The organism is Marinobacter mangrovi (assembly GCF_016798325.1).
In the GTDB taxonomy this organism is placed as follows: domain Bacteria; phylum Pseudomonadota; class Gammaproteobacteria; order Pseudomonadales; family Oleiphilaceae; genus Marinobacter_A; species Marinobacter_A mangrovi.
Genome location: NZ_JAERVO010000001.1, coordinates 211764 through 230576 on the forward strand (window position 1 = coordinate 211764; position 18813 = coordinate 230576).

The window sequence follows — 18813 nt, forward strand, 5'->3', positions numbered from 1 at the left end:
ACCTTACTTGCCGATCAGTGACTGGCCACAGACCCGCACCACGTTGCCGGACACGCCGGCTGACTGTGGGTGGCAGTACCAGGCGATGGTTTCTGCCACGTCCACCGGCAAGCCACCCTGGGATAGGCTGTTCATGCGCCGGCCGGCCTCACGGATAGTGATCGGCATGGCGGCCGTCATCTGCGTTTCGATAAAGCCCGGTGCCACGGCGTTGATGGTGATGCCGTTCTTGAGGCTTTTGGCCATGGCTTCCACGTAACCGATGACGCCACTCTTCGACGTGGAGTAGTTGGTCTGACCAAAGTTGCCGGCGATACCGCTGATGGACGACACGCACACGATGCGGCCGTTCTCACGGATCAGGCCGCGCTTGAGCAGTTCCTCGTCGATCCGTTCCTCGGCGGTCAGGTTGACGGCAATCGTCATATCCCAGAAATGCTCAGGCATGTTGCCCAGCGTCTTGTCCCGGGTGATACCGGCGTTATGGACGATCAGGTCCAGCCCGCTGCCCATGTTTTCCAGGAACTCGGCAATCAGCGTCGGCGCATTGGCTTCGGTGATGTCGCAGGCCAGTGGTTTGCCTTTGATGTCCTTGGCCACGCGCTCCAGGTCGGTCATCGCCGCCGGGATATCCAGCGCAATCACCGTGGCGCCGTCCCGGGCCAGCGTCTGGGCGATGGACTCACCAATCCCCCGGGAGGCGCCCGTTACCAGGGCGACCTTGCCCGTCAGCGGAGCCACCGGGTTGGTGGCGGTGTTGCCGGTGTCCGACTTGCCAATCTTCACCACCTGACCGTCGACGTACGCCGAGCGGGGCGACAGGAAGAAGCGCACGCTGGAGTCGATGCGTTCCTCGGCGTTAGGCGCAATCCAGATCAGGTTGGAAGTGGCGCCTTTCTTGCCGATTTCCTTGCCGACACTGCGAGCGAAGCCTTCCAGGGCGCGCTGGGCGGCGGCGTGGGCGGGCTTGCGGCAGGTGTCCGGATCCTGGCCAATCACCAGGACACGGCCGTTGGTGGCCAGTTTACGGATCACCGGGTGAAAGAAGTCGTACAGCGCCCGTAATTCCGTGGTGTCCTTGATGCCGCTGGCATCGAACACCAGGGCGGAAAACTTTTTCTGGATGTCGCCGCTGACGTCCAGCGGTTTGGCCTTACTGCCAGCCTTGGCTGAATCGGTCAGCCGCTCGGTGCCGGAGGCGTGAAATACGTTGGCGGGGCTGGCCCCGAGAATACTGCCCAACGTCTCGATGGCCCGCGCGCCGTTGGCTGCGCCGACCAGCACGTCACCCTCGATGAACGGCTGATCGCTGCGCTGCCAGCGCTTGAGCACGACCGGCGACGGCAGGCCCAGGGTCGAGGCGGTGGTTTTGCCGACAGGGGTATTGACGAACTTGAGGTAAAGGTCTGACATAGTGGTTTCCTTGCGTCTTGCGCGCGTTTTTCGAATGAGGTGTCTGACGGGGCGTCTGCGATATCGGCGCTGCAGAGGGTCCCCGCGCTCTTCAGCGTTTCCCGTATGGTATGAAAACTGGCCGGCTTTGGATTGACTCAACGCGGTCGGGCCGTTGTCAGGGCTGCCAATGAGCGGGAAGCCCGTCTCGATAGACTGCCACACATCATACTGATGAACAGGATAATCCCATGGCACAGACAAGCAATGCAGGACAGAAGAAAGCGGCGAAGGCTGCGCAGACCGTCCGCCGGGTGGCCGTCATTGGCGGCAACCGCATTCCGTTTGCGCGCTCCAACAGCGCCTACAGCAAACTCAGCAACCAGGACATGCTCACCGCGACCCTGCGCGGTCTGGTGGATCGGTTCGGCCTGGAAGGCCAGAGTATGGGCGAAGTGGCGGCTGGCGCCGTCATCAAGCATTCCCGCGACTTCAACCTGACCCGCGAGTCGGTGCTGAGCTCCGGTCTGGCGCCGGAAACGCCGGCCTACGATATCCAGCAGGCCTGTGGCACCGGCCTGGAGGCGGCGATCCTGGTGGCCAACAAGATTGCCCTCGGTCAGATCGAGTGCGGCATTGCCGGCGGCACCGACACCACCTCCGACGCGCCGATCGGCGTCGGTGAGGGGCTGCGCGAGATCCTGCTGGACCTGAACCGGGCCAAGACCAACACCGAACGCCTGAAGATCCTGGGCCGGTTCCGTCCGAGTCACCTGGTTCCGGAAATTCCGGAGAACGGCGAGCCCCGTACGGGCCTGTCCATGGGTGACCATTGCCAGATTACCGCGCATGAGTGGAATATCCCGCGGGACGCCCAGGACGAACTGGCCTACGAGAGTCACCAGAAGCTGGCTGCGGCGTACCAGTCCGGCTTCTTCGAGGACCTGATGACCCCGCTGGCCGGCCTGGAAAAAGACAACGTCCTGCGCCCGGACACCACGCTGGAAAAGCTGTCGACTCTCAAGCCGTGCTTCGATCGTGAGAACGGCACCATGACCGCCGCCAACAGCACCGCGCTGACCGACGGCGCGTCCTGCGTGCTTTTGGCGAGCGAGGAGTGGGCCAAGGCCAATAACATGGAGGTTCAGGCTTACCTGACCTTCTCGGAAGTGGCCGCCGTGGATTTTGTCGACAAGAAGGAAGGGTTGCTGATGGCGCCGGCGTACGCCGTGCCGCGGATGCTCGACAGAGCCGGCCTGACCCTTCAGGACTTCGACATCTACGAGATCCACGAAGCGTTTGCCGCGCAGGTGCTGTCGACCCTCAAGGCCTGGGAAGACCCCACGTTCTGTAAAGAGCGATTAGGTCGGGATCAGCCGCTGGGCAGCATCGATCGCTCGAAGATGAATCCCAAGGGCAGCAGCCTGGCGACCGGGCACCCGTTCGCGGCTACCGGCGGCCGGATCATTGCGACGCTTGCCAAGCAGTTGGCTGAGCGGGGCAGCGGCCGCGGACTGATCTCCATCTGTGCCGCTGGCGGCCAGGGGGTAACGGCCATTCTGGAACGCGACTGATAGGTTTCGGATCCCCGCGAAACCCAAAAGCCCGGCGCCAATGGCCGGGCTTTTCATTTGATGTGACGGTGGTTCAGAAGCCTTTCGGGATCTCGAACCCTGCCAGTCCCGCCTTTTCCATCAATTCCGCGAAACCAATCGTGGTCAGGTCCATGCCCGGTGCCCCGATAACCTGGATGTTGTAGGGCAGGCCGTCCCGAGACCGGCCCACCGGCACCGAGGTGGCGGGCAATCCCAATGTCGTGGCCAGGGCGATCCAGCAGAACTGGTCGAGGTAGGGACGGGGCTTGCCGTTGACGGTGATCCTGCGGTTGAAGGCTTCGCCTTTCTGATCGTGTTCGATCGCCGTGGTTGGCGTTATTGGCGTCAACAGCACGTCGTATTCCTCGAACAGAGTATCGATCTCGGCGCGCATTTTTTCGCGTCGTTCGTTCCAGTGCAGCCAACTGTGGATGGGCTGGTTCACGGCACGGCCGTATTCGCCGATGTGGTGGGTCATGGGCAGGAAGAGTCGCAGCCATTTTTCCAGGCGTCCGACCCAGGCCATCTGGCGACGCTGTTTCGGTGTCAGGGAGGCGCTCACCAGGCTGCCGAGCAGGTTGAAGTAAACCGGCAGGATGGTTTCCATATCCAGCAGGTTGTGTCGGGCATCCGCCACCAGCGCGCCCTGTTCCTCAAGCCGTCGGCCCAGCGCGCGATAGGCCTGGGTCAGTTCGTCGGCCACCGGACACAGGGGATCGTCGAGCCAGAGGCCGACCCGGGCCTGTTCCAGACTCTCCAGGCGGCTGTCCGTCAGTGACAGGGACCAGCTGCGCTGCTCCAGTCGGCGCGGACCGGCAATCACCGGCAACAGCGTCCGCAAGTCGCCGGCGCTGCGGGCCATGGGGCCGCCTTCCACCAGATCCGGCTCGCTCAGGGTCCCGGGCGGTCCGGGGATGTGGCCGCGCATGGACACCAGGTGGCGGGTGGGCTTATGGCCAAACACGCCACAGAAGTGGCTGGGCGTGCGAATGGAGCCCGCCAGGTCGCTGCCCACTTCCAACGGTGTGAGTCCGGCGGCGAGCGCCGCCGCCGCACCACCGGAGGACCCGCCAGGCGTGTGCTTGGGGTTGTAAGGGTTCTGGGTGGTGCCGAAGACCTTGTTGTAGCTCTGGATGTCCATGGCGTAGAGCGGCACGTTGGTCTTGCCAAGGATGATGGCGCCGGCATCCACGAGCCGCTGTACCAGGTCGGCGTTCTGGCGCGGCACATAATCCTTCATCGCCGGGGCGCCGGCCACGCAGTGCAGGCCGGCGACTTCCCAGGTGTCCTTGAGGGTCATCGGCAGGCCGTGCAGGGGGCCGAGTGGCTCGCCCCGGGCGCGCCGTGCATCGGCCTCGGTGGCCTGACGCAGGGCGTCCTCTTCGGCCAGAGTGACCACGGCGTTGACGTCGGGATTGCGTGACTTGATGCGGGCGATCAGGGCCTGGGTGAGTGCCTCACTGGTCAGCTCGCCGGACTTCAAGGCCGCGAGCAGTTCGACCGCACTGTGGTAATGGAGATCAGACATGCCGGATGACTTCCTCGGAAAAAGACGTTCTGAATCATCCATTAAAGACAAGCTGTAGCGACAAGTAAAGCAATTGCTTTAGGCGAAGCGGGTGGGGCCGCCGGCGATCCTCTTTTGGCCCGATTCGACCATTACAGCTCTTGGCGCCAGCGTTTGATGGCCATCTGCTTCTTCAAGGCCTCGATGATTTCGTTGACCACCTGGATGATCTGACGCTCGCTTTCACTCGGCCCTTCGCCGGGGGCGGCGGTTTCCTGGAGGAAGGTGCCGACGATGTCCTCAATGAAGGCGTGGTTCTTGGCCGACGCCAGATCTTCCAGGATCCGGTGGATGACTTCCGCCACGATATCGCCCACGGCGGCCTCAAGGGTTTCCGTGATCTGGGGACCGAGCATCGGCACCTGACGCAGGCGGGACAGCTCAACGTTCTGGGTCAGGGCATGGTCCACGCAGTTTTCCAGGTAATGGCGCAGCGCCCCGCGGTTGGGGATGTAACCGGTCTGGGCGGTTTCCGCGACCTTTTCCGACAGCCATTGGGTCAGCAGCTCCCGACGAGGCATGAGGATGTCGTTCTGGATGCGGTGGATCAGCGGTGAACCGTGGGTCATTTCTTCCTGGGCGCCGGACAGCACCTTGATGACAATTCGGTCCGACAACTCTTCCATGAAGGCCTCGTAGTAGAACTTGAGGAACTGGTAGACGCGCGTCTGGGTAAAGTCGATGACCTGGTACTTGTGCAGTCGGTATACGATGGAGATGACCCGCAACACCCGCAGGAAACGGTAGGAGCCGATCGGAATACAACCCAGCAGGTCGTACCAGTGGATAAACGGGTAGAAATACCAGCGGCTGTAGAGCTTGCTGTGAATGGCGTAGATCCAGCGGATGACGAATTCGGTCAGGAAGATCCAGACGAAGATCAGGTCATAGAAAATGAAGTTGCGGTGGATCGGCCGGTAGAATTCCGCAAACGGCTGGGCGTACTGGAAGAGCAGGTCCTTGACCGCTTCGACCGCATACAGTGAATCGAAGATGATCCAGGTGATGTTGAGGAACAGCAGCCCCAGCATCACGAAATCCACGATGAACCAGAACAGCTGGTGACTGCGACGTAGATTGGCTCGATTGATTGTAAACATGCGCCTCGCCTGGCCGATGAATGGGGGCGTTTCCGCCCCATCCAGGGCAGCGGACAACGACTGCTCGACGCCGTAGCCTACCACCGGCACATAGCCAGCGAGAAACCGGCGGTGGTGACCGCCGGCATCCGGCTACTTGAGTTCCGCCGAGCTTTTGCCGAGCAGGCGGCGGGCGATGATCAGCAGCTGAATCTGCTGCGTGCCTTCAAAGATATCCAGGATCTTGGAATCCCGCGCCCACTTTTCCAGCAACTCCACTTCACTGTAGCCAAGGCTGCCGCAGAGCTCCACGCAGCGCAGGGTCACCTGGTTACCGACGCGCCCCGCCTTGGCCTTGGCCATGGACGCCTCGCGGGAGTTGGGCAGACCGTTGTCCGCCATCCAGGCGGCCTTGAGGGTGAGCAGGCGGGCGGCGTCCCACTCGGCCTCAAGCCGTTGCAGTTCCCGTTCGGCCGCGGTCTGGGTCCAGGTTTGGGCGCGGTAGGTCAGCGGCTGGTCGTACTTTTCCAGCAAGGCGTAGGTCTGGTCGAGTGCCGCGCGGGCGATACCGATGGCCATGCCGGCGACCACCGGGCGGGTGTTGTCGAAGGTCTGCATGGCGCCGGCAAAGCCCTTGTCGACGCTGATCTCGGGATCGCCCAGCAGGTTGGCCGCCGGTACCCGGCAGTTGTCGAAGCGAATGGCGGCGGTGTCGGAGGCGCGAATGCCCAGCTTCTTTTCCAGCCGTTCCACGCTCATGCCCGGGGTGCCTTTCTCCACCACGAACGATTTGATGGCGGCGCGGCCCTGGCTGCGGTCCAGCGAGGCCCAGACCACCACGGCATCGGCTCTTTCGCCGGCAGTCACGTAGATTTTCTCGCCGTTGATGATGTAGTCGTCACCGTCCTGGGTGGCGGTGGTGCGGATCGAGGCGCTGTCCGATCCGGCGCCGGGTTCGGTGATCGCCATGGCGGCCCAGGTGTTCCCCAGGCGGGCCAGCTGTTCCTCGTTGGCGACCGCGGCGATGGCGGAGTTACCCAGGCCCTGGCGGGGAATGGACAGGGCCAGCCCGACATCGCCCCAGCACAGCTCGGTCAGCCCCAGGACGGTTTTCATATTGGTGCCGTTGCGGTTGCCCGACCCGTTTTCATCGCCGGCGCGGGCCAGGCTGCCGGCGCCGGCACCACCATCGCCGGAGCCCTCATTCATGCCATCCATGATGGAAGCAAACATATCCAGCTCGCGGGGATAGTCGTGCTCGGCGCGGTCGTACTTGCGGGAGATGGGGCGAAACACTTCCCGGGCCACCTGCTGGGCCTGATTGATGAGCGGGGTGAACTTACGTGGTATTTCCAGGTTCATCATCGAAGTCTCCTTAACGGCATCAGGCGTGGGTACCGCCAAACAGGGTGGCGGTCGAGCGCAGGTCCCGATACCAGCGTTCCACCGGGTGTTCCTTGACGAAGCCGTGACCGCCCAGCAACTGCACGCCGTTGGTGCCGACTTCCATGGCTTTCTCGCTGCAGAGCAGCCGCGCCAGGCAGGCTTCCCGATGATAGGTGCGACCGGTCTCCGCCCGGCTGGCGGCGCGCCAGGTGAGCAGGCGCATGCTTTCGATCTCGATGGCCATGTCGCTGATCATGAAGGCGACCGACTGCCGGTGGCTGATGGGCTCACCGAATGCTTCGCGCTCGTTGGCATAGGGGATGACATAGTCCTGTACCGCCTGCGCACAGCCCACGGCGAGGCCGCAGCGCAGCAGCACGCCGCGATCGATGAAGGTGCTGTAGTTGAAGTCCTCGTCGCCCAGCAGGGCGGAGGCCGGCAGCCTCACGTTATCCAGGCGGATGCGCCCCGTCCCGGCAGCTCGCAGACCCATGGCGGGTTCGGCTTCGAAGGCCAGGCCGTCGGTCCCGCGCTCAATCAGGAACAACCTTGGGCCTTCGCCGTCCAGTTCGGCTGCCACCAGATACAGATCGCTGTCGCCAGCGCGGACAACGCCGCTTTTCAGACCGTTCAGCGTGAAGTCGTCACCATGGCGTGTCGCGCGGGTCGAAAGTGACATGGGATCGAACAGGGGCACCGGCTCGTCGATGGCGATGGTGGCGACCGGCGGCTGGTCTTCGCAGAACGCTGGCAGGTAGGTGGACTGCTGCTCGGCCGTACCCCAGCGGGTGACGGCCTGGGCCACGCTGAACGGCGCCAGCAGGGCCTGAGCGAGTCCCAGGTCGCCCCAGGCGAGCTGTTCGGCGATGAGGACGCTGGTCACTGGCGACAGATTCTCGGCAACCCCGCCAAACTCGGCGGGAACGGCATAGAGGCTCAGGCCCAACGCCTGCGCCTGGTGCTCGATGTCATGCGGCAGGGCGGCATTCTCATCGCACTCGGCCGCATTCGGTCTCAGCACATCGGAGGCAAAGCGCCGCAGGCTGTCGACGATCATCTGCTGGTCGTCGTCCAGGTTCAGGTCGAACAGGTCGCCCGGTCGGCGGGCGGGCAGCCGCTTGCGGGGGAACAGATCCCGGGCCCGCTTGAATTCACGGTTGGCGACGGTCAACGTCTGAAAGCCGACACGAGTTCCCTGGTAGGCCAGTCGCTCGACCGGCTTGCGCACGCCCAGGCGATCAAGCAGGGGGAGGCCGGCCAGGCGATTCATGGCGGACAGGGCGAAACCAATTGGATCGCGCGTCATGCTGGATCTCCGTTGTTGTTGGTTCAGGAAGCTGAACCTGATCATGTGGTGCGGCTGGCCCTCCGCCATTGGCGAACGGGGCTTCGGGGCAGGGCAATCCGGTCAACGCGACCCGGACTGTGCCGGTATTGACGACATCGAGCCGGGCGATAGGCCTGTCACATTGTGACGATTCGGTTATCCCCCTTTGAAATCATTTATTTTCAGCTTACAGTTGTAAGCTGAAATTCTGAGCGTCGAGAAGAGATTCCGGAGGCATCCTTGAGTACCCAACCCACGGTCAACGTTGATGGCAGCGTGCAGGACTACCCGGTCGTCGAGGAATGGCTGAACTGGATCAGCCATGGCCTGGCGGCCCTGTGCAGTATCGCCGGCATGGTGGTGCTGATCGTACTGGCCAGCCTGGAAGCGGACCCCTGGAAAATTGTCAGCTTCAGCATTTATGGCGCCAGCATGACCCTGCTGTTCCTGGCCTCGACGCTGTACCACAGCGCCCGTCAGCCCCATCTGCGCCGCATCTTCAAGATGCTGGATCACTGTGCCATTTTCCTCTTGATTGCGGGGACCTACACACCGTTCCTGCTGGTGAATATGCGCGATGGGGCCGGCTGGCTGCTGTTCGGCATCGTCTGGGGTCTGGCGGCGGCGGGGATTACCCTGAAGCTGGTGTTTGGCCACCGTTTCAAGGCGTTGCAGATCGTGATCTATCTGCTGATGGGGTGGCTGATCGTCTTTGCCTCCACCGAGCTGGCGGCAAGCGTGAACAGCCTGGGGCTATGGCTGGTGGTGGCCGGCGGCATTACCTACACGCTGGGCGTGGTGTTCTACCTGATCAAGCAGATTCCCTACAATCACGCCATCTGGCACCTGTTCGTGGTCGGTGGCGGGGCCTGTCACTTTTTCGCCATCTATTACGGCGTCCTTTACGACAAGATTTGAGGCATTTCTGATCGTCCCATTCTGTAATCCGGAAAGTCAGGCAGGGAACGCCGATCTTCGGTAGCATACGGCTGTTCGAAAGGTCACTTAGGGACGGAGACGTTTTTGACGATCAGCGCATTACGCCTGGGTGCATGCACCGGTTTTCTGCTGTCAGGTCTGTTCTGGGCCGCCTCTGCGCTGGGTGCGGGCCAGGTCGAGGTTCGCGTCGAAGGTGATTTTCCTGCCCTCCAGGAAAACGCCAGCAATTACATCGGTAACGTCGACGGGCGTTCCGCCGAAGATCTCCGCCGCTATGTCAGTCATGCCGAGTCCCAGGTGCGTGAAGCATTACGGGCCCTGGGCTATTACGATCCCAGCGTCCAGTGGCAGGTGGACGACTCCGGAGAAGCGCCGCACCTCCAGCTCACCGTCCAACCGGGTGAACCGGTAAAGATCCGCGACCGCGAGGTGCGGGTGGAGGGCGATGCAGCGTCTGATCCGGATTTCGGTAAGGGCGATCTGTCCGCGATTGCGCCGGGCAAGGTGCTCAACCACGGGGCCTATGAGGCGGTTCGCCAGCGTATCCGCAACCGGGCCCGCAAGCTGGGTTACTTCGATGGGAAATTCACCGAGCGCAAGCTCAAGGTGGATCCGGAGGCCCGCACGGCGGATATCCTGATTGTCTTTGAGAGCGGACCGCGTTATCTCTTTGGTGACGTCACCTTTGAAGGCGACGGGACTTTCGAGGAGCAGCTGCTTGACGGCTTTGTCGAGATCAAGCCCGGGGATCCCTACGATGCGGACAAGATCGCCGAACTCGACAACAATCTTTCCAACAGTGGCTATTTTGCCGGGGTGATTGTGGATGCTCGTCACGAAGAGGCAACCGACCGACGGGTTCCGATCCATGTGCGGCTGAACACCCGGGATCCTCGCTCGGTGGCCGCGGGTATCGGCTTTTCCACCGATGTGGGGCCGCGCTTCCGGGGCACCTGGACGGAGCACTGGATTAACGCCATGGGCCACCGCCGTGGAGCGGAGGCCGAACTGTCGGCGCCGCGCCAGAGTGTCAGTGCCTACTACGAATTGCCGCTCGATCCCCCCATGACCGATGCCATCCGTTTCACCACCGGGTATCAGAACGAGAACATCGAGGATGTGAAGTCCGAGCGCTTCACCTTTGGTGAGCAGTGGCGCCACCAGCTCGATAATGAGTGGATGCGGGTGCTTTCGCTTCGTTTGGAGCGTGAGAACTACACCATTGGCCAGCAGGAGCCCAACAGCAGTCAACTGCTGCTGCCGGGCATCAGTTTTTCCAAGCTGGTGGCGGATTCGCCGATGGATCCATCACGGGGGTATCGTCTGCAACTGGATGTCACCGGGGCCCACCGACAGCTTCTTTCCGATGCGGATATTGCCCATGTGCTGGCGGTGGCCAAGGGGCTGGTGACGGTCGGAAACGGTCATCGATTTCTCGGTCGTTTGCAGCTCGGGGCGGTGGCCACCAATGATTTTGACGACGTGCCGCCCTCGCTGCGTTTCTTCGCCGGTGGTGACCAGAGCGTGCGAGGTTACGGCTACCAGACCCTGTCTCCCAAGGACTCCGACGGCGACACCGTGGGCGGCCGGTATTTGATTGTGGGCAGCCTCGAATACCAGTATCCGCTGTCCGATCAATGGCGCCTGGCGACTTTTGTCGACCGGGGCAATGCCATCGATAGTCTGAACGATCCACTGGCGACCGGTGTCGGTGCCGGTATCCGCTGGGTCAGCCCGGTCGGGCCGATTCGCCTGGATCTGGCCAAGGGTCTCGACGACGATCTGGGGGGCAGCTGGCGTCTGCACTTCTCGATGGGGCCAGAGCTATGAAGCGGGTTCTGTTGTGGACAGCCGGCAGCGTGCTGGCCCTGGTTCTTCTGGCACTGTTTACCGTGTTCCTGGTATTGCGCTCGGAGACCGGCACGGCGTGGCTGCTGGAGCAGGTACCCGGCCTGGACGTCTCCGGCGGGCAGGGCGCCATACTCGGGCGTTGGCAGGCCAGCCATGTCCACTGGCAGGGTTATGGCGTCAACCTGGATCTGGATCAGGTGTATCTGGACTGGTCGCCGAGCTGCCTGTTCACCGGCGTGCTGTGTATTGACCGGCTGTTGGCCGAGCGGATCGATGTGCATCTGGCTCCCAGCGAGGAATCCAGCGATGAACCCTTCACACTGCCGTCGATCAATCTGCCGGTCGGACTGTCGGTCGGTGATGTCCGGCTGGGGCCGCTGGCCGTGGACGACAGCACCATCTGGCAGTCGTTTACGCTGGCCGTGGACGCGTCCGGAGCCGCCTGGACCATCAAGGATTTCGGGCTGGTGACCGACGCGGTCGAGGTGAATGCCAAGGGCCGCCTGGAAACCCGCGGCGACTGGCCGCTGGATCTGGACGTGGCACTGGCTCTGCCTTCGCCGGAGCCGGACAAGGCGTGGAAGCTGGCTCTCAAGCTGGCCGGCAGCGCTCGCGACTTGCGGCTGACCGGCAGCAGCGAAGGCTACCTGGCAGCCCAGCTGTCCGGCCGCGTGCAGCCGTTCGAGCCCGGGCTGCCGGCGTCGCTGAAGCTCAACAGCAATCGTTTCATGCCCTGGTCGGGCTTGCCGGCCACCCTGGAACTGGACCAGTGGACGCTGGCGCTGGATGGCAATCTGGACGACGGGTTTGACGTGACCTCCTCCGCCACCTTGCCGGGCACGGAGGGTCCGGTGTCGCTAACGCTGACCGGCAACGCGCTGACCGATCGGGCACGGGATATAGAGCTGCAGCTGGCCCTGCCGGAGGCCTCGCAGCGGCAGGCCCGCCTGACCGGCGAAGTGCAATGGCTGGATGCGCTCAGCGCCAGCGGCAAACTCGCCATCAATCGGTTCCCCTGGTACACGCTGCTGCCGGGAGTCGAAGAGCCGCCGGTGAAGCTGCAGTCTGCAGAGGCCTCGTTCAACTACGCGGACGACCGGTACAACGTGGAACTGCAGGCGTCGGCAGAGGGGCCCGCCGGCGACATGACGCTGGCGACGAATGCGGAGGGTGACCTGCAGCAGGTGACCCTTTCAAACCTGCGCCTGGATACCGGCGCCGGCGGGCTGGCCGGGAAGGCGCAGGTTCAGTACGGCGATATCGTGAGCTGGGACGCGGACCTCAATCTGGACCAGTTCAATCCGGGCTTCTGGGTCGCTGAGCTCAATGGCCAGTTGAGTGGATCGGTGACCTCTACCGGCTCAATCCCGGCATCCGGTCTCCAGGCCAAGGCGGACTGGCAGCTGGATGGGACCTGGCGCCAGAATAAATTGTCGACCCGGGGGCACCTGGACGGTCGCGATGGCCGTTGGAGGATGGATCCGCTGAAGTTGGTGGTGGGCGAGAACACGGTATCCGGGAGCGGTCAGTGGGCCGATCAGATCCAGGCGGATGTGCAGCTGGCCCTGCCCAAACTGGACCAGCTCTGGCCGGGGCTGGCCGGGCGTGTCGAAGGTGAAGCGCAAGTGTCCGGCTCGCCGCAGGCGCCGTCGGGCAAAGTGACGCTCAAAGGCCATCAGCTGGCCTGGCAGGATCTGGAGCTGGCTACCCTGGATCTCAACGGTTCGGTGCAGGGCGGCAAGCAGGTGGACGCCAGCCTGTCCGTCGACAAACTGCACATGGGCGAACAGGCGATTGGTGACCTGGATGTGCAGCTGAAGGGGACGGAAGAGAAACATCGCCTGACACTGGACCTCACCCATCCCGAGGCCACCGTCAGGACGGTGTTCGAGGGCCGCCTGGACCAGCTGTGGTCCGGCGCGCTGGCCGAGGCAAGTGTCAAAACGTCCGACCAGACCTGGCGTCTGGAGCAGCCTGCGGCGATCGAGTACACCGACAAGGGACGGCTGACGCTGGCGGCCCATTGCTGGCGCTGGCAGTCCAGCAGCCTGTGTGCGGACGATCAGGTGCTGCTGCCGGATCAGAGCATCCACTACCAGCTGCAGAATTTCCCGATGGAGAGCCTCGCCGCGCTGTGGCCGGACGATTTCCGCTGGCGGGCCAAAATGAATGGCGAGATTGACCTGACGATGACGGACAAAGGACCCGATGGCTCAATCAGCCTGGATGCGGGCCCCGGCGAATTTGGCATCCAGCAGCAGGATGAATGGCGGTCCATTGGATACAACACCCTGAAACTGAACGCAAAGCTGAAGCCACGCAAAGCCGACCTGAACCTCGACTTCAGCGGCGACCAACTGGGACGCTTCACCCTGGACCTGAGCGTCGACCCCAACAGCCGCAACCGGGAGATCGAGGGGCATTACGCCCTGTCGGGCTTACAGCTGGCCATTGTTGAGCCCTTCGTGGGGTTGCAATCCATCGCGGGTCAGATTGGCGGGGAGGGGGATCTGTCGGGTCCGCTGCTCAACCCCCAGGTGAACGGCAACCTGAGCCTGCAGAACGGCAAGGTGCTGGATCCCTCGATCCCCATCCCGTTCCGGGACGTGTCGCTTGATATGGCCTTCAAGGGGCAGCGAGCTGAAGTCGATGGCAGCTGGCGCAGCAACGAACGCAGCAAGGGCAGCCTCGATGGGGACATCGATTGGCGTGGCGGCAAGCCGTCCGTTGCCCTGAACCTGAAGGGTGATCGCCTGCCGCTGGTGTATGAGCCTTATGCCCGGCTGGAACTGTCACCGGACATCCAGTTCAGCTTCAAGGACCAGAAAGTCTCGGTCAGCGGTCGGGTTGGTGTTCCCCGGGGCGACATCGAGGTGCGCGAACTGCCGCCCTCCGCGGTCTCTGTCTCCGATGACGAAGTGATCGTTGGCCAGGAGAAACAGTCGTCCGCGGTTAAGGAAATCGCGATGGACGTGACCGTCGTTGTGGGTGAGGACAAGGTCACCTTCAAGGGATTCGGGGTGACGGGCAACCTCAAAGGGGAGCTGCACATCGGCAACAACCTCGATACCCGGGGCACGTTGCAGCTGGTTGACGGGACCTATAAGGCTTATGGACAGGAACTGGAGATTCGCCGCGCCCGGTTGGTGTTTGTCGGACCGATCAGTGAACCCTATATCGACGTGGAGGCGGTGCGAACCGTCGACAACGTGGTGGCCGGGGTGCGACTGAGTGGGCCGGCGGACGAACCGGAAGCCGAGGTGTTCTCGGAGCCGTCCATGCCGCAGGCCGAGGCGCTGTCCTACGTTATTCTCGGGCGTCCGCTCCGCTCCAGTGGCGACCAGAGCCAGGTGGGGCAGGCCGCCCTCAGCCTGGGGCTGGCGCAGACCAACGAGCTGACCCGGGGATTGGGCGAGGAGTTCGGCATCCGGGATCTGACGCTGGAAGCCGAGGGTTCTGGCGAGGAAGCCAGCGTGGTGGCCAGTGGTTATATCACCGATGACCTGTCCGTGCGTTATGGCGTCGGGGTGTTCGAGCCGATTACCACCGTGGCGCTGCGTTACGATCTGGGGCGCTATTTCTATCTGGAGGCCGCCAGCGGGCTGGCGGCCTCCCTGGACCTGTTCTACACCCGCGATTTCTAGCGCCAGCGGGTGGGCAGGCTTCAGTCCAATTCAAAGGTGGCGTTGACCGTCACCGTGACTTCCCGGTCGCCAACGGCGGTCACCGGGCCGCTCTTGCCGCGGGCTTCCGCCATCATCATGGGAACCGGGCGACCGCCGTAGCTGGTGGACAGCGATTTGACCTCACCACAGCTCTGGTTCAGGCGCTTGGCGATGAACTGGCACTGGTCCCTGGCATCATCGATCGCCTTGCCGAGGGCCTCCCGTTCCAGCGATTTCTCGTTGGAGTGGAAGAAGTTGCCCTCGCCGACATGGTATTCCATGCCCGCGTCCTGGGCGGCCTGCAGTACCGGGTTGAGGCTGTCCAGGGCCGACAGGGTAAAGCTGACGGACTGGGCGGCCACGCTCTGGGTCTGCGGTTTGTCGCCGTCCTTTTGTGGCGGCAGGCGTTGTGTATAGAGATTCAGGGCCGCGCTGTCGTAATCGTCCAACTGGTTGCGGTAGGCGCTGACGTTGTCCTCCCACTGGGCGATGGTGGTCTTGACGGCCCGGGTCGCCGCCTGGGCGTCGGCATTTTCCGCCCGCGCGGTAAACTGCAGGCGGACGCTATCAGGGGTATAGGACACCTTACCTTCGCCGGTCACGTTGACTTCGCCGGCCAGGGCCAGACCCGGAGTGAATGCCAGGGCCAGCAACAGCGGGCGAGGGATGACCTTGTGGATACCGAGTTGATTGAACACCATAGATGGTTCCTTGTGTTGTCGGATCGGGGGCTTCAGGCCCCCGAAGAAGCGGATGTACTGGGACATCCGGCGTTGTCGTTTTCTGCCGTGGCCGTCAAACCGGAAGCCTTGATTCCGCCTTCCGGCACGAGTGAGAATGGACCAAAGTCAGTAACAGAGGTTCCTTCATGCTGGTTCATGAACAGCAGGTGCGCCTCACGCGCAGAGAGCAACAGGTCCTGCTGGAGCTCACCGGCCGCGATCCGTCGGCGATCCGCACCCGCGACGATCTGCGCCGCTACGCCGAGGCCAACCTGGCCGCGGAAGAGCATGATGTCGACACGTTACGTCGGCTCAAGTCCGTCCTCAGTAAATACCTGTTGGCTCTGTGAGCTAAAGGACCGGCCCCTCACTCCGCCCCAGTCGCTGTAACTTGTATTCCCTGGCCTGCTCGACAAAACATTCGAATATACGCCGGTGCATCGGATGATAGAGCAGGTATTCCGGATGCCACTGCACCCCCAGAAGCCATTGCCCTTCCTCGCTCTCAACCGCCTGTACGAAATAGTCGTTGTCGATCGCTACCACCCGCAACCCCTGTCCCAGCCGCTTGATCGCCTGGCTGTGGATGCGGTTGGCGCCGATGGTGGTGGCGCGCATGATCTGGCCGAGGAGGCTGTCACGCACCAGGCGGACGGTCTGCAGGGGCAGCAGCAAGGGTCGGTGTCGCGTGTTCACGCGAAGCGGCGTGACGTTCTGGCACAGGGAGCCGCCCCGGAACACGTTGATCAACTGGGCGCCTCGGCAGATACCCAGCACCGGCAAGTGCAGGCGCTGGCATTCTTCCAGCAGGTGCCAGTCGGTTGTATCGCGCATTCGGTCAAAGCGGGCGGTCACTTCCGGCTTGCGGCCGTATCGTTCCGGATGGACGTGTGTCCCCCCGGAAAGGATCAGGCCGTCGAGCAGGCTGACGTCCACCCGGGCGCCCGGGCGAATAAAGACGCTACGGGCGCCGTAAAGCGCCAGCCCCAGGCGCATCAGACGGTGTGTCAGCCGTTGTCGTGACGGTCCACTGATCCCGATGGTCAGCCCGGGTTCTGCGTAAGCCATTCGTCGCAGCGGTCCTTCCAGCTGGTGGTGAGGTTCTTGAAGCTGATCTTGCGGCTCTCACGGTAGAGCGCCATCAGTGACTGGAGCCGTTCGGCATCGGCCGCGAGGTTTTCCACCAGGACCCAGTCGTTCCAGACGGTGGAAAAGTGCCACTGCGGGTTGTCGATATCGCAGTCCGGCAGCCGGTAGTGCAGGGTGGGACGGGCTTTGACCCTTTCATCGTCGACGTATTGACGCAGGAGGGCATCGTCGAGGTGAGAGAACAGCGGCAACAGATCCAGGGCGCGGTTGCGTGTCGGGTTGTAGTGCAGGTAGTCCTTCATCAGCGTCGCCTGATCCGGGGTGTAGTCCGGCTGCATGATCAGGTCGACGTAGTCGGTGTCCCAGGGCTCGATGTAGGTGGTGAACTTGCGGCTGATATCCAGCTGGTGACGGGACTTGAGCCAGTCGTAGAGCGCGGCAAAGGCCCGCAGGTAGGCCAGGATCGTCGCCGGTTCCAGATCGGGCAACTCCGGGTTGAGCTGCAGGCCGAAGGCGTAGATCAGGGCTTCCCGGCTGCCTTCGGCGCCGGCTTCACGCAGCTTGTTGCAAAGTGTCTCCATGGTTTTCAGGTCGGAGAGGGCCAGCGGCGGGCTGACGATCTCCAGGGGCACGATGCGCTCGGCGGCGGCGTCGATCACCTCCATGGCATGGCTGCCCAGCTCCCGGATGGATTCGGGCAGGCGATCGTCCTGCAGGTCCAGGTCCTTGATCGGATCGGAATCCAGCTCGATGGTGAAATCGCCGAGCGGCGAGTCGAGCCGGCTCACGTACCGGGACTCCAGGCGGGGCTCTGCCTCCAGCAAACCCGCGCAGAGATTGACAAGACCGTCATAGGACAGGCCGGATATCTCCACTTCGACACCGACACGGCGTTCATCGCCGTCCCGGTTGTTGCGGATGCTGGGCATCCGGATTACCTGATCCGAGCTCATGTTCACTCCTTGTCTGAAAGCCGGACGAGGGTGTCGCAGCGTTTGCCGCACCCTCCGATCGATCGTCTACAGGCCTGCCAGGCAGGCCACTACTCGCTGTGGGTCACTCTATCACAGCCTCTCAGGCGAGTGCCGCTTAACAGACCGTCATTGCCGGTCCGAGCGTGCGACGCCGCTAGTGGCTGGCTGTTAGACTGAAGGAGGCTCTGGCGAGGGGGTTACCCTGCGTCGGGAGCCGGTAGTGCGCGATCGGGACGGGATGACCCCGCACCCTATGATGACCACTGGAGTAAACATCGACATGCTCGAGCAGACCCTGAAACAGCTAATCGGCCAATACCGACCCGAGAGCCTGATCGTTGCAGGGGATACGGCAGCCCGTATCGGTCGGATCTGGGCCGATCATGCCGGCTCGCAATTGCTGGATCTGAGCGGCGAGTCTGTTACGGGCCTGTCCCGTCAGACTGAAGTGGTCGACCTGGCGCTGGTGACCGACGTGCTGGGGACGCTTTCCCATGAAGACGCCCGGCAGCTGCTGGGTTGGCTGCGCAACGCGGGTGCCCGCCGGGTTGCGGTCAGCGTGCATCCGGACGATGACTGGTCGTTCAACGATATGATCAGCCTGGCCTTCACCCGCTATGCGACTCTGGACGACGGCATCGAACTGTTTACCTACGACATCGCCACCTACAACCGACCCCGGGACTGGAACAATCCCCGTTTCTGGGCCAACCCCGAGAATTGGGGCAAATACCGCTGGTAGCCCGTCATCAAGCGGGAGCGCGCCGACCTGATCCTGTATGAAGTGGGCGTTCGGTCCTCTTTGGCGGCATTTTCAGTGCGCCGGCACCGCGTTAGAGTAAGGACGATGGGAAGAATGTGGCGCCGGCGATGCAGTGGGTCAGCATTTTGCCCGCGGCGTCACGCCGTTATCAGGAGGTGGCTATGGACGAGCAATGCATCAGGGTCCGGATCTCCGGACAGGTTCAGGGCGTCTTTTTTCGTGCCAGTACGCAGGAACAGGCACAGGCGAAAGGCCTCTCCGGGTATGCCAAGAATCTGCCGGACGGGCGTGTCGAGGTCGTTGCCTGCGGTGACGGCGATGCCCTGGATCGTCTGGTGGAGTGGCTTCACAAGGGCCCTGAGCGGGCTCGGGTGGATCACGTGGATGTTGAGGCGGTCGGCTTCCGGAGCCATCAGGGTTTCCGCATCAAATAGTTGTATTCAGGGCTTGGATCCGATTTCTGT

15 protein-coding genes are annotated in these 18813 nt (G+C 63.0%); 7 read left to right on the plus strand and 8 right to left on the minus strand.

The window, feature by feature from the left end; translation table 11 throughout:
- Positions 1-3: 3 nt before the first annotated feature.
- On the minus strand, positions 4-1413 hold the full coding sequence (locus tag JL474_RS00935) for a 3-oxoacyl-ACP reductase (protein ID WP_203140610.1): 1410 nt from the start codon (positions 1411-1413) through the stop codon (positions 4-6).
- Positions 1414-1643: 230 nt separating this feature from the next.
- Here JL474_RS00935 and JL474_RS00940 point away from each other — a divergent pair, with 230 nt between their 5' ends.
- Complete coding sequence (locus JL474_RS00940; RefSeq protein ID WP_203140611.1) at positions 1644-2966, plus strand: acetyl-CoA C-acetyltransferase; 1323 nt, start codon at positions 1644-1646, stop codon at positions 2964-2966.
- A 73-nt stretch (positions 2967-3039) separates the two neighbouring features.
- Here the strand turns inward: JL474_RS00940 and JL474_RS00945 are convergent, their stop codons facing one another.
- The 4 genes from JL474_RS00945 to JL474_RS00960 form a co-directional block, all read right to left on the minus strand.
- A complete protein-coding gene (locus JL474_RS00945) occupies positions 3040-4515 on the minus strand; it encodes an amidase (protein ID WP_123633166.1) in 1476 nt (491 codons plus the stop codon).
- Between the two features lie 131 nt (positions 4516-4646).
- A complete protein-coding gene (locus JL474_RS00950; protein ID WP_123633373.1) occupies positions 4647-5654 on the minus strand; it encodes a hypothetical protein in 1008 nt (335 codons plus the stop codon).
- 132 nt (positions 5655-5786) lie between these two features.
- The gene (locus tag JL474_RS00955; protein ID WP_203141267.1) at positions 5787-6995 is read right to left on the minus strand and encodes an acyl-CoA dehydrogenase family protein; all 1209 of its coding nucleotides are present in this window, start codon (positions 6993-6995) and stop codon (positions 5787-5789) included.
- A 22-nt stretch (positions 6996-7017) separates the two neighbouring features.
- On the minus strand, positions 7018-8325 hold the full coding sequence (locus tag JL474_RS00960) for an acyl-CoA dehydrogenase family protein (protein WP_203140612.1): 1308 nt from the start codon (positions 8323-8325) through the stop codon (positions 7018-7020).
- A gap of 261 nt (positions 8326-8586) precedes the next feature.
- Here JL474_RS00960 and trhA point away from each other — a divergent pair, with 261 nt between their 5' ends.
- The 3 genes from trhA (at position 8587) to JL474_RS00975 (ending at position 14780) form a co-directional block, all read left to right on the plus strand.
- Entirely contained in the window at positions 8587-9264 is a 678-nt protein-coding gene (trhA, locus tag JL474_RS00965; protein WP_203140613.1) for a PAQR family membrane homeostasis protein TrhA, read from the plus strand.
- Positions 9265-9369: 105 nt separating this feature from the next.
- Positions 9370-11115: an autotransporter assembly complex protein TamA gene (locus tag JL474_RS00970; protein WP_203140614.1), complete on the plus strand. Its 1746-nt coding sequence runs from the start codon at positions 9370-9372 to the stop codon at positions 11113-11115.
- A complete protein-coding gene (locus tag JL474_RS00975; protein ID WP_203140615.1) occupies positions 11112-14780 on the plus strand; it encodes a translocation/assembly module TamB domain-containing protein in 3669 nt (1222 codons plus the stop codon). The genes JL474_RS00970 and JL474_RS00975 overlap by 4 nt, the downstream gene beginning before the upstream one ends.
- A 20-nt stretch (positions 14781-14800) precedes the next feature.
- Here the strand turns inward: JL474_RS00975 and JL474_RS00980 are convergent, their stop codons facing one another.
- Complete coding sequence (locus JL474_RS00980) at positions 14801-15502, minus strand: SIMPL domain-containing protein (RefSeq protein WP_203140616.1); 702 nt, start codon at positions 15500-15502, stop codon at positions 14801-14803.
- A 167-nt stretch (positions 15503-15669) separates the two neighbouring features.
- Here JL474_RS00980 and JL474_RS00985 point away from each other — a divergent pair, with 167 nt between their 5' ends.
- On the plus strand, positions 15670-15873 hold the full coding sequence (locus JL474_RS00985; RefSeq protein ID WP_123633174.1) for a hypothetical protein: 204 nt from the start codon (positions 15670-15672) through the stop codon (positions 15871-15873).
- Between the two features lies 1 nt (position 15874).
- Here JL474_RS00985 and JL474_RS00990 read toward each other — a convergent pair whose 3' ends face one another.
- Together JL474_RS00990 and JL474_RS00995 are read right to left on the minus strand one after the other, a co-directional pair.
- On the minus strand, positions 15875-16591 hold the full coding sequence (locus JL474_RS00990) for a gamma-glutamyl-gamma-aminobutyrate hydrolase family protein (RefSeq protein WP_123633176.1): 717 nt from the start codon (positions 16589-16591) through the stop codon (positions 15875-15877).
- Entirely contained in the window at positions 16567-17565 is a 999-nt protein-coding gene (locus JL474_RS00995) for an amidoligase family protein (RefSeq protein ID WP_203140617.1), read from the minus strand. The genes JL474_RS00990 and JL474_RS00995 overlap by 25 nt, the downstream gene beginning before the upstream one ends.
- 274 nt (positions 17566-17839) lie before the next feature.
- Between JL474_RS00995 and JL474_RS01000 the strand changes: the two genes are divergently transcribed.
- Both JL474_RS01000 and JL474_RS01005 read left to right on the plus strand, forming a co-directional pair.
- On the plus strand, positions 17840-18328 hold the full coding sequence (locus tag JL474_RS01000) for a DUF6231 family protein (protein WP_123633180.1): 489 nt from the start codon (positions 17840-17842) through the stop codon (positions 18326-18328).
- 182 nt (positions 18329-18510) lie between these two features.
- The gene (locus JL474_RS01005; protein WP_123633181.1) at positions 18511-18783 is read left to right on the plus strand and encodes an acylphosphatase; all 273 of its coding nucleotides are present in this window, start codon (positions 18511-18513) and stop codon (positions 18781-18783) included.
- The last annotated feature ends 30 nt before the right edge of the window (positions 18784-18813 follow it).

Excerpts from the sequence above, each read along its gene's own strand:
- JL474_RS00935 (WP_203140610.1), bottom strand. The coding sequence starts at position 1,413 with ATGTCAGACCTTTACCTCAAGTTCGTCAATACCCCTGTCGGCAAAACC.
- JL474_RS00940 (WP_203140611.1), top strand. The coding sequence starts at position 1,644 with ATGGCACAGACAAGCAATGCAGGACAGAAGAAAGCGGCGAAGGCTGCG.
- JL474_RS00945 (WP_123633166.1), bottom strand. The coding sequence starts at position 4,515 with ATGTCTGATCTCCATTACCACAGTGCGGTCGAACTGCTCGCGGCCTTG.
- JL474_RS00950 (WP_123633373.1), bottom strand. The coding sequence starts at position 5,654 with ATGTTTACAATCAATCGAGCCAATCTACGTCGCAGTCACCAGCTGTTC.
- JL474_RS00955 (WP_203141267.1), bottom strand. The coding sequence starts at position 6,995 with ATGAACCTGGAAATACCACGTAAGTTCACCCCGCTCATCAATCAGGCC.
- JL474_RS00960 (WP_203140612.1), bottom strand. The coding sequence starts at position 8,325 with ATGACGCGCGATCCAATTGGTTTCGCCCTGTCCGCCATGAATCGCCTG.
- JL474_RS00975 (WP_203140615.1), top strand. The coding sequence starts at position 11,112 with ATGAAGCGGGTTCTGTTGTGGACAGCCGGCAGCGTGCTGGCCCTGGTT.
- JL474_RS00980 (WP_203140616.1), bottom strand. The coding sequence starts at position 15,502 with ATGGTGTTCAATCAACTCGGTATCCACAAGGTCATCCCTCGCCCGCTG.
- JL474_RS00985 (WP_123633174.1), top strand. The coding sequence starts at position 15,670 with ATGCTGGTTCATGAACAGCAGGTGCGCCTCACGCGCAGAGAGCAACAG.
- JL474_RS00990 (WP_123633176.1), bottom strand. The coding sequence starts at position 16,591 with ATGGCTTACGCAGAACCCGGGCTGACCATCGGGATCAGTGGACCGTCA.
- JL474_RS00995 (WP_203140617.1), bottom strand. The coding sequence starts at position 17,565 with ATGAGCTCGGATCAGGTAATCCGGATGCCCAGCATCCGCAACAACCGG.
- JL474_RS01000 (WP_123633180.1), top strand. The coding sequence starts at position 17,840 with ATGATGACCACTGGAGTAAACATCGACATGCTCGAGCAGACCCTGAAA.
- JL474_RS01005 (WP_123633181.1), top strand. The coding sequence starts at position 18,511 with ATGGACGAGCAATGCATCAGGGTCCGGATCTCCGGACAGGTTCAGGGC.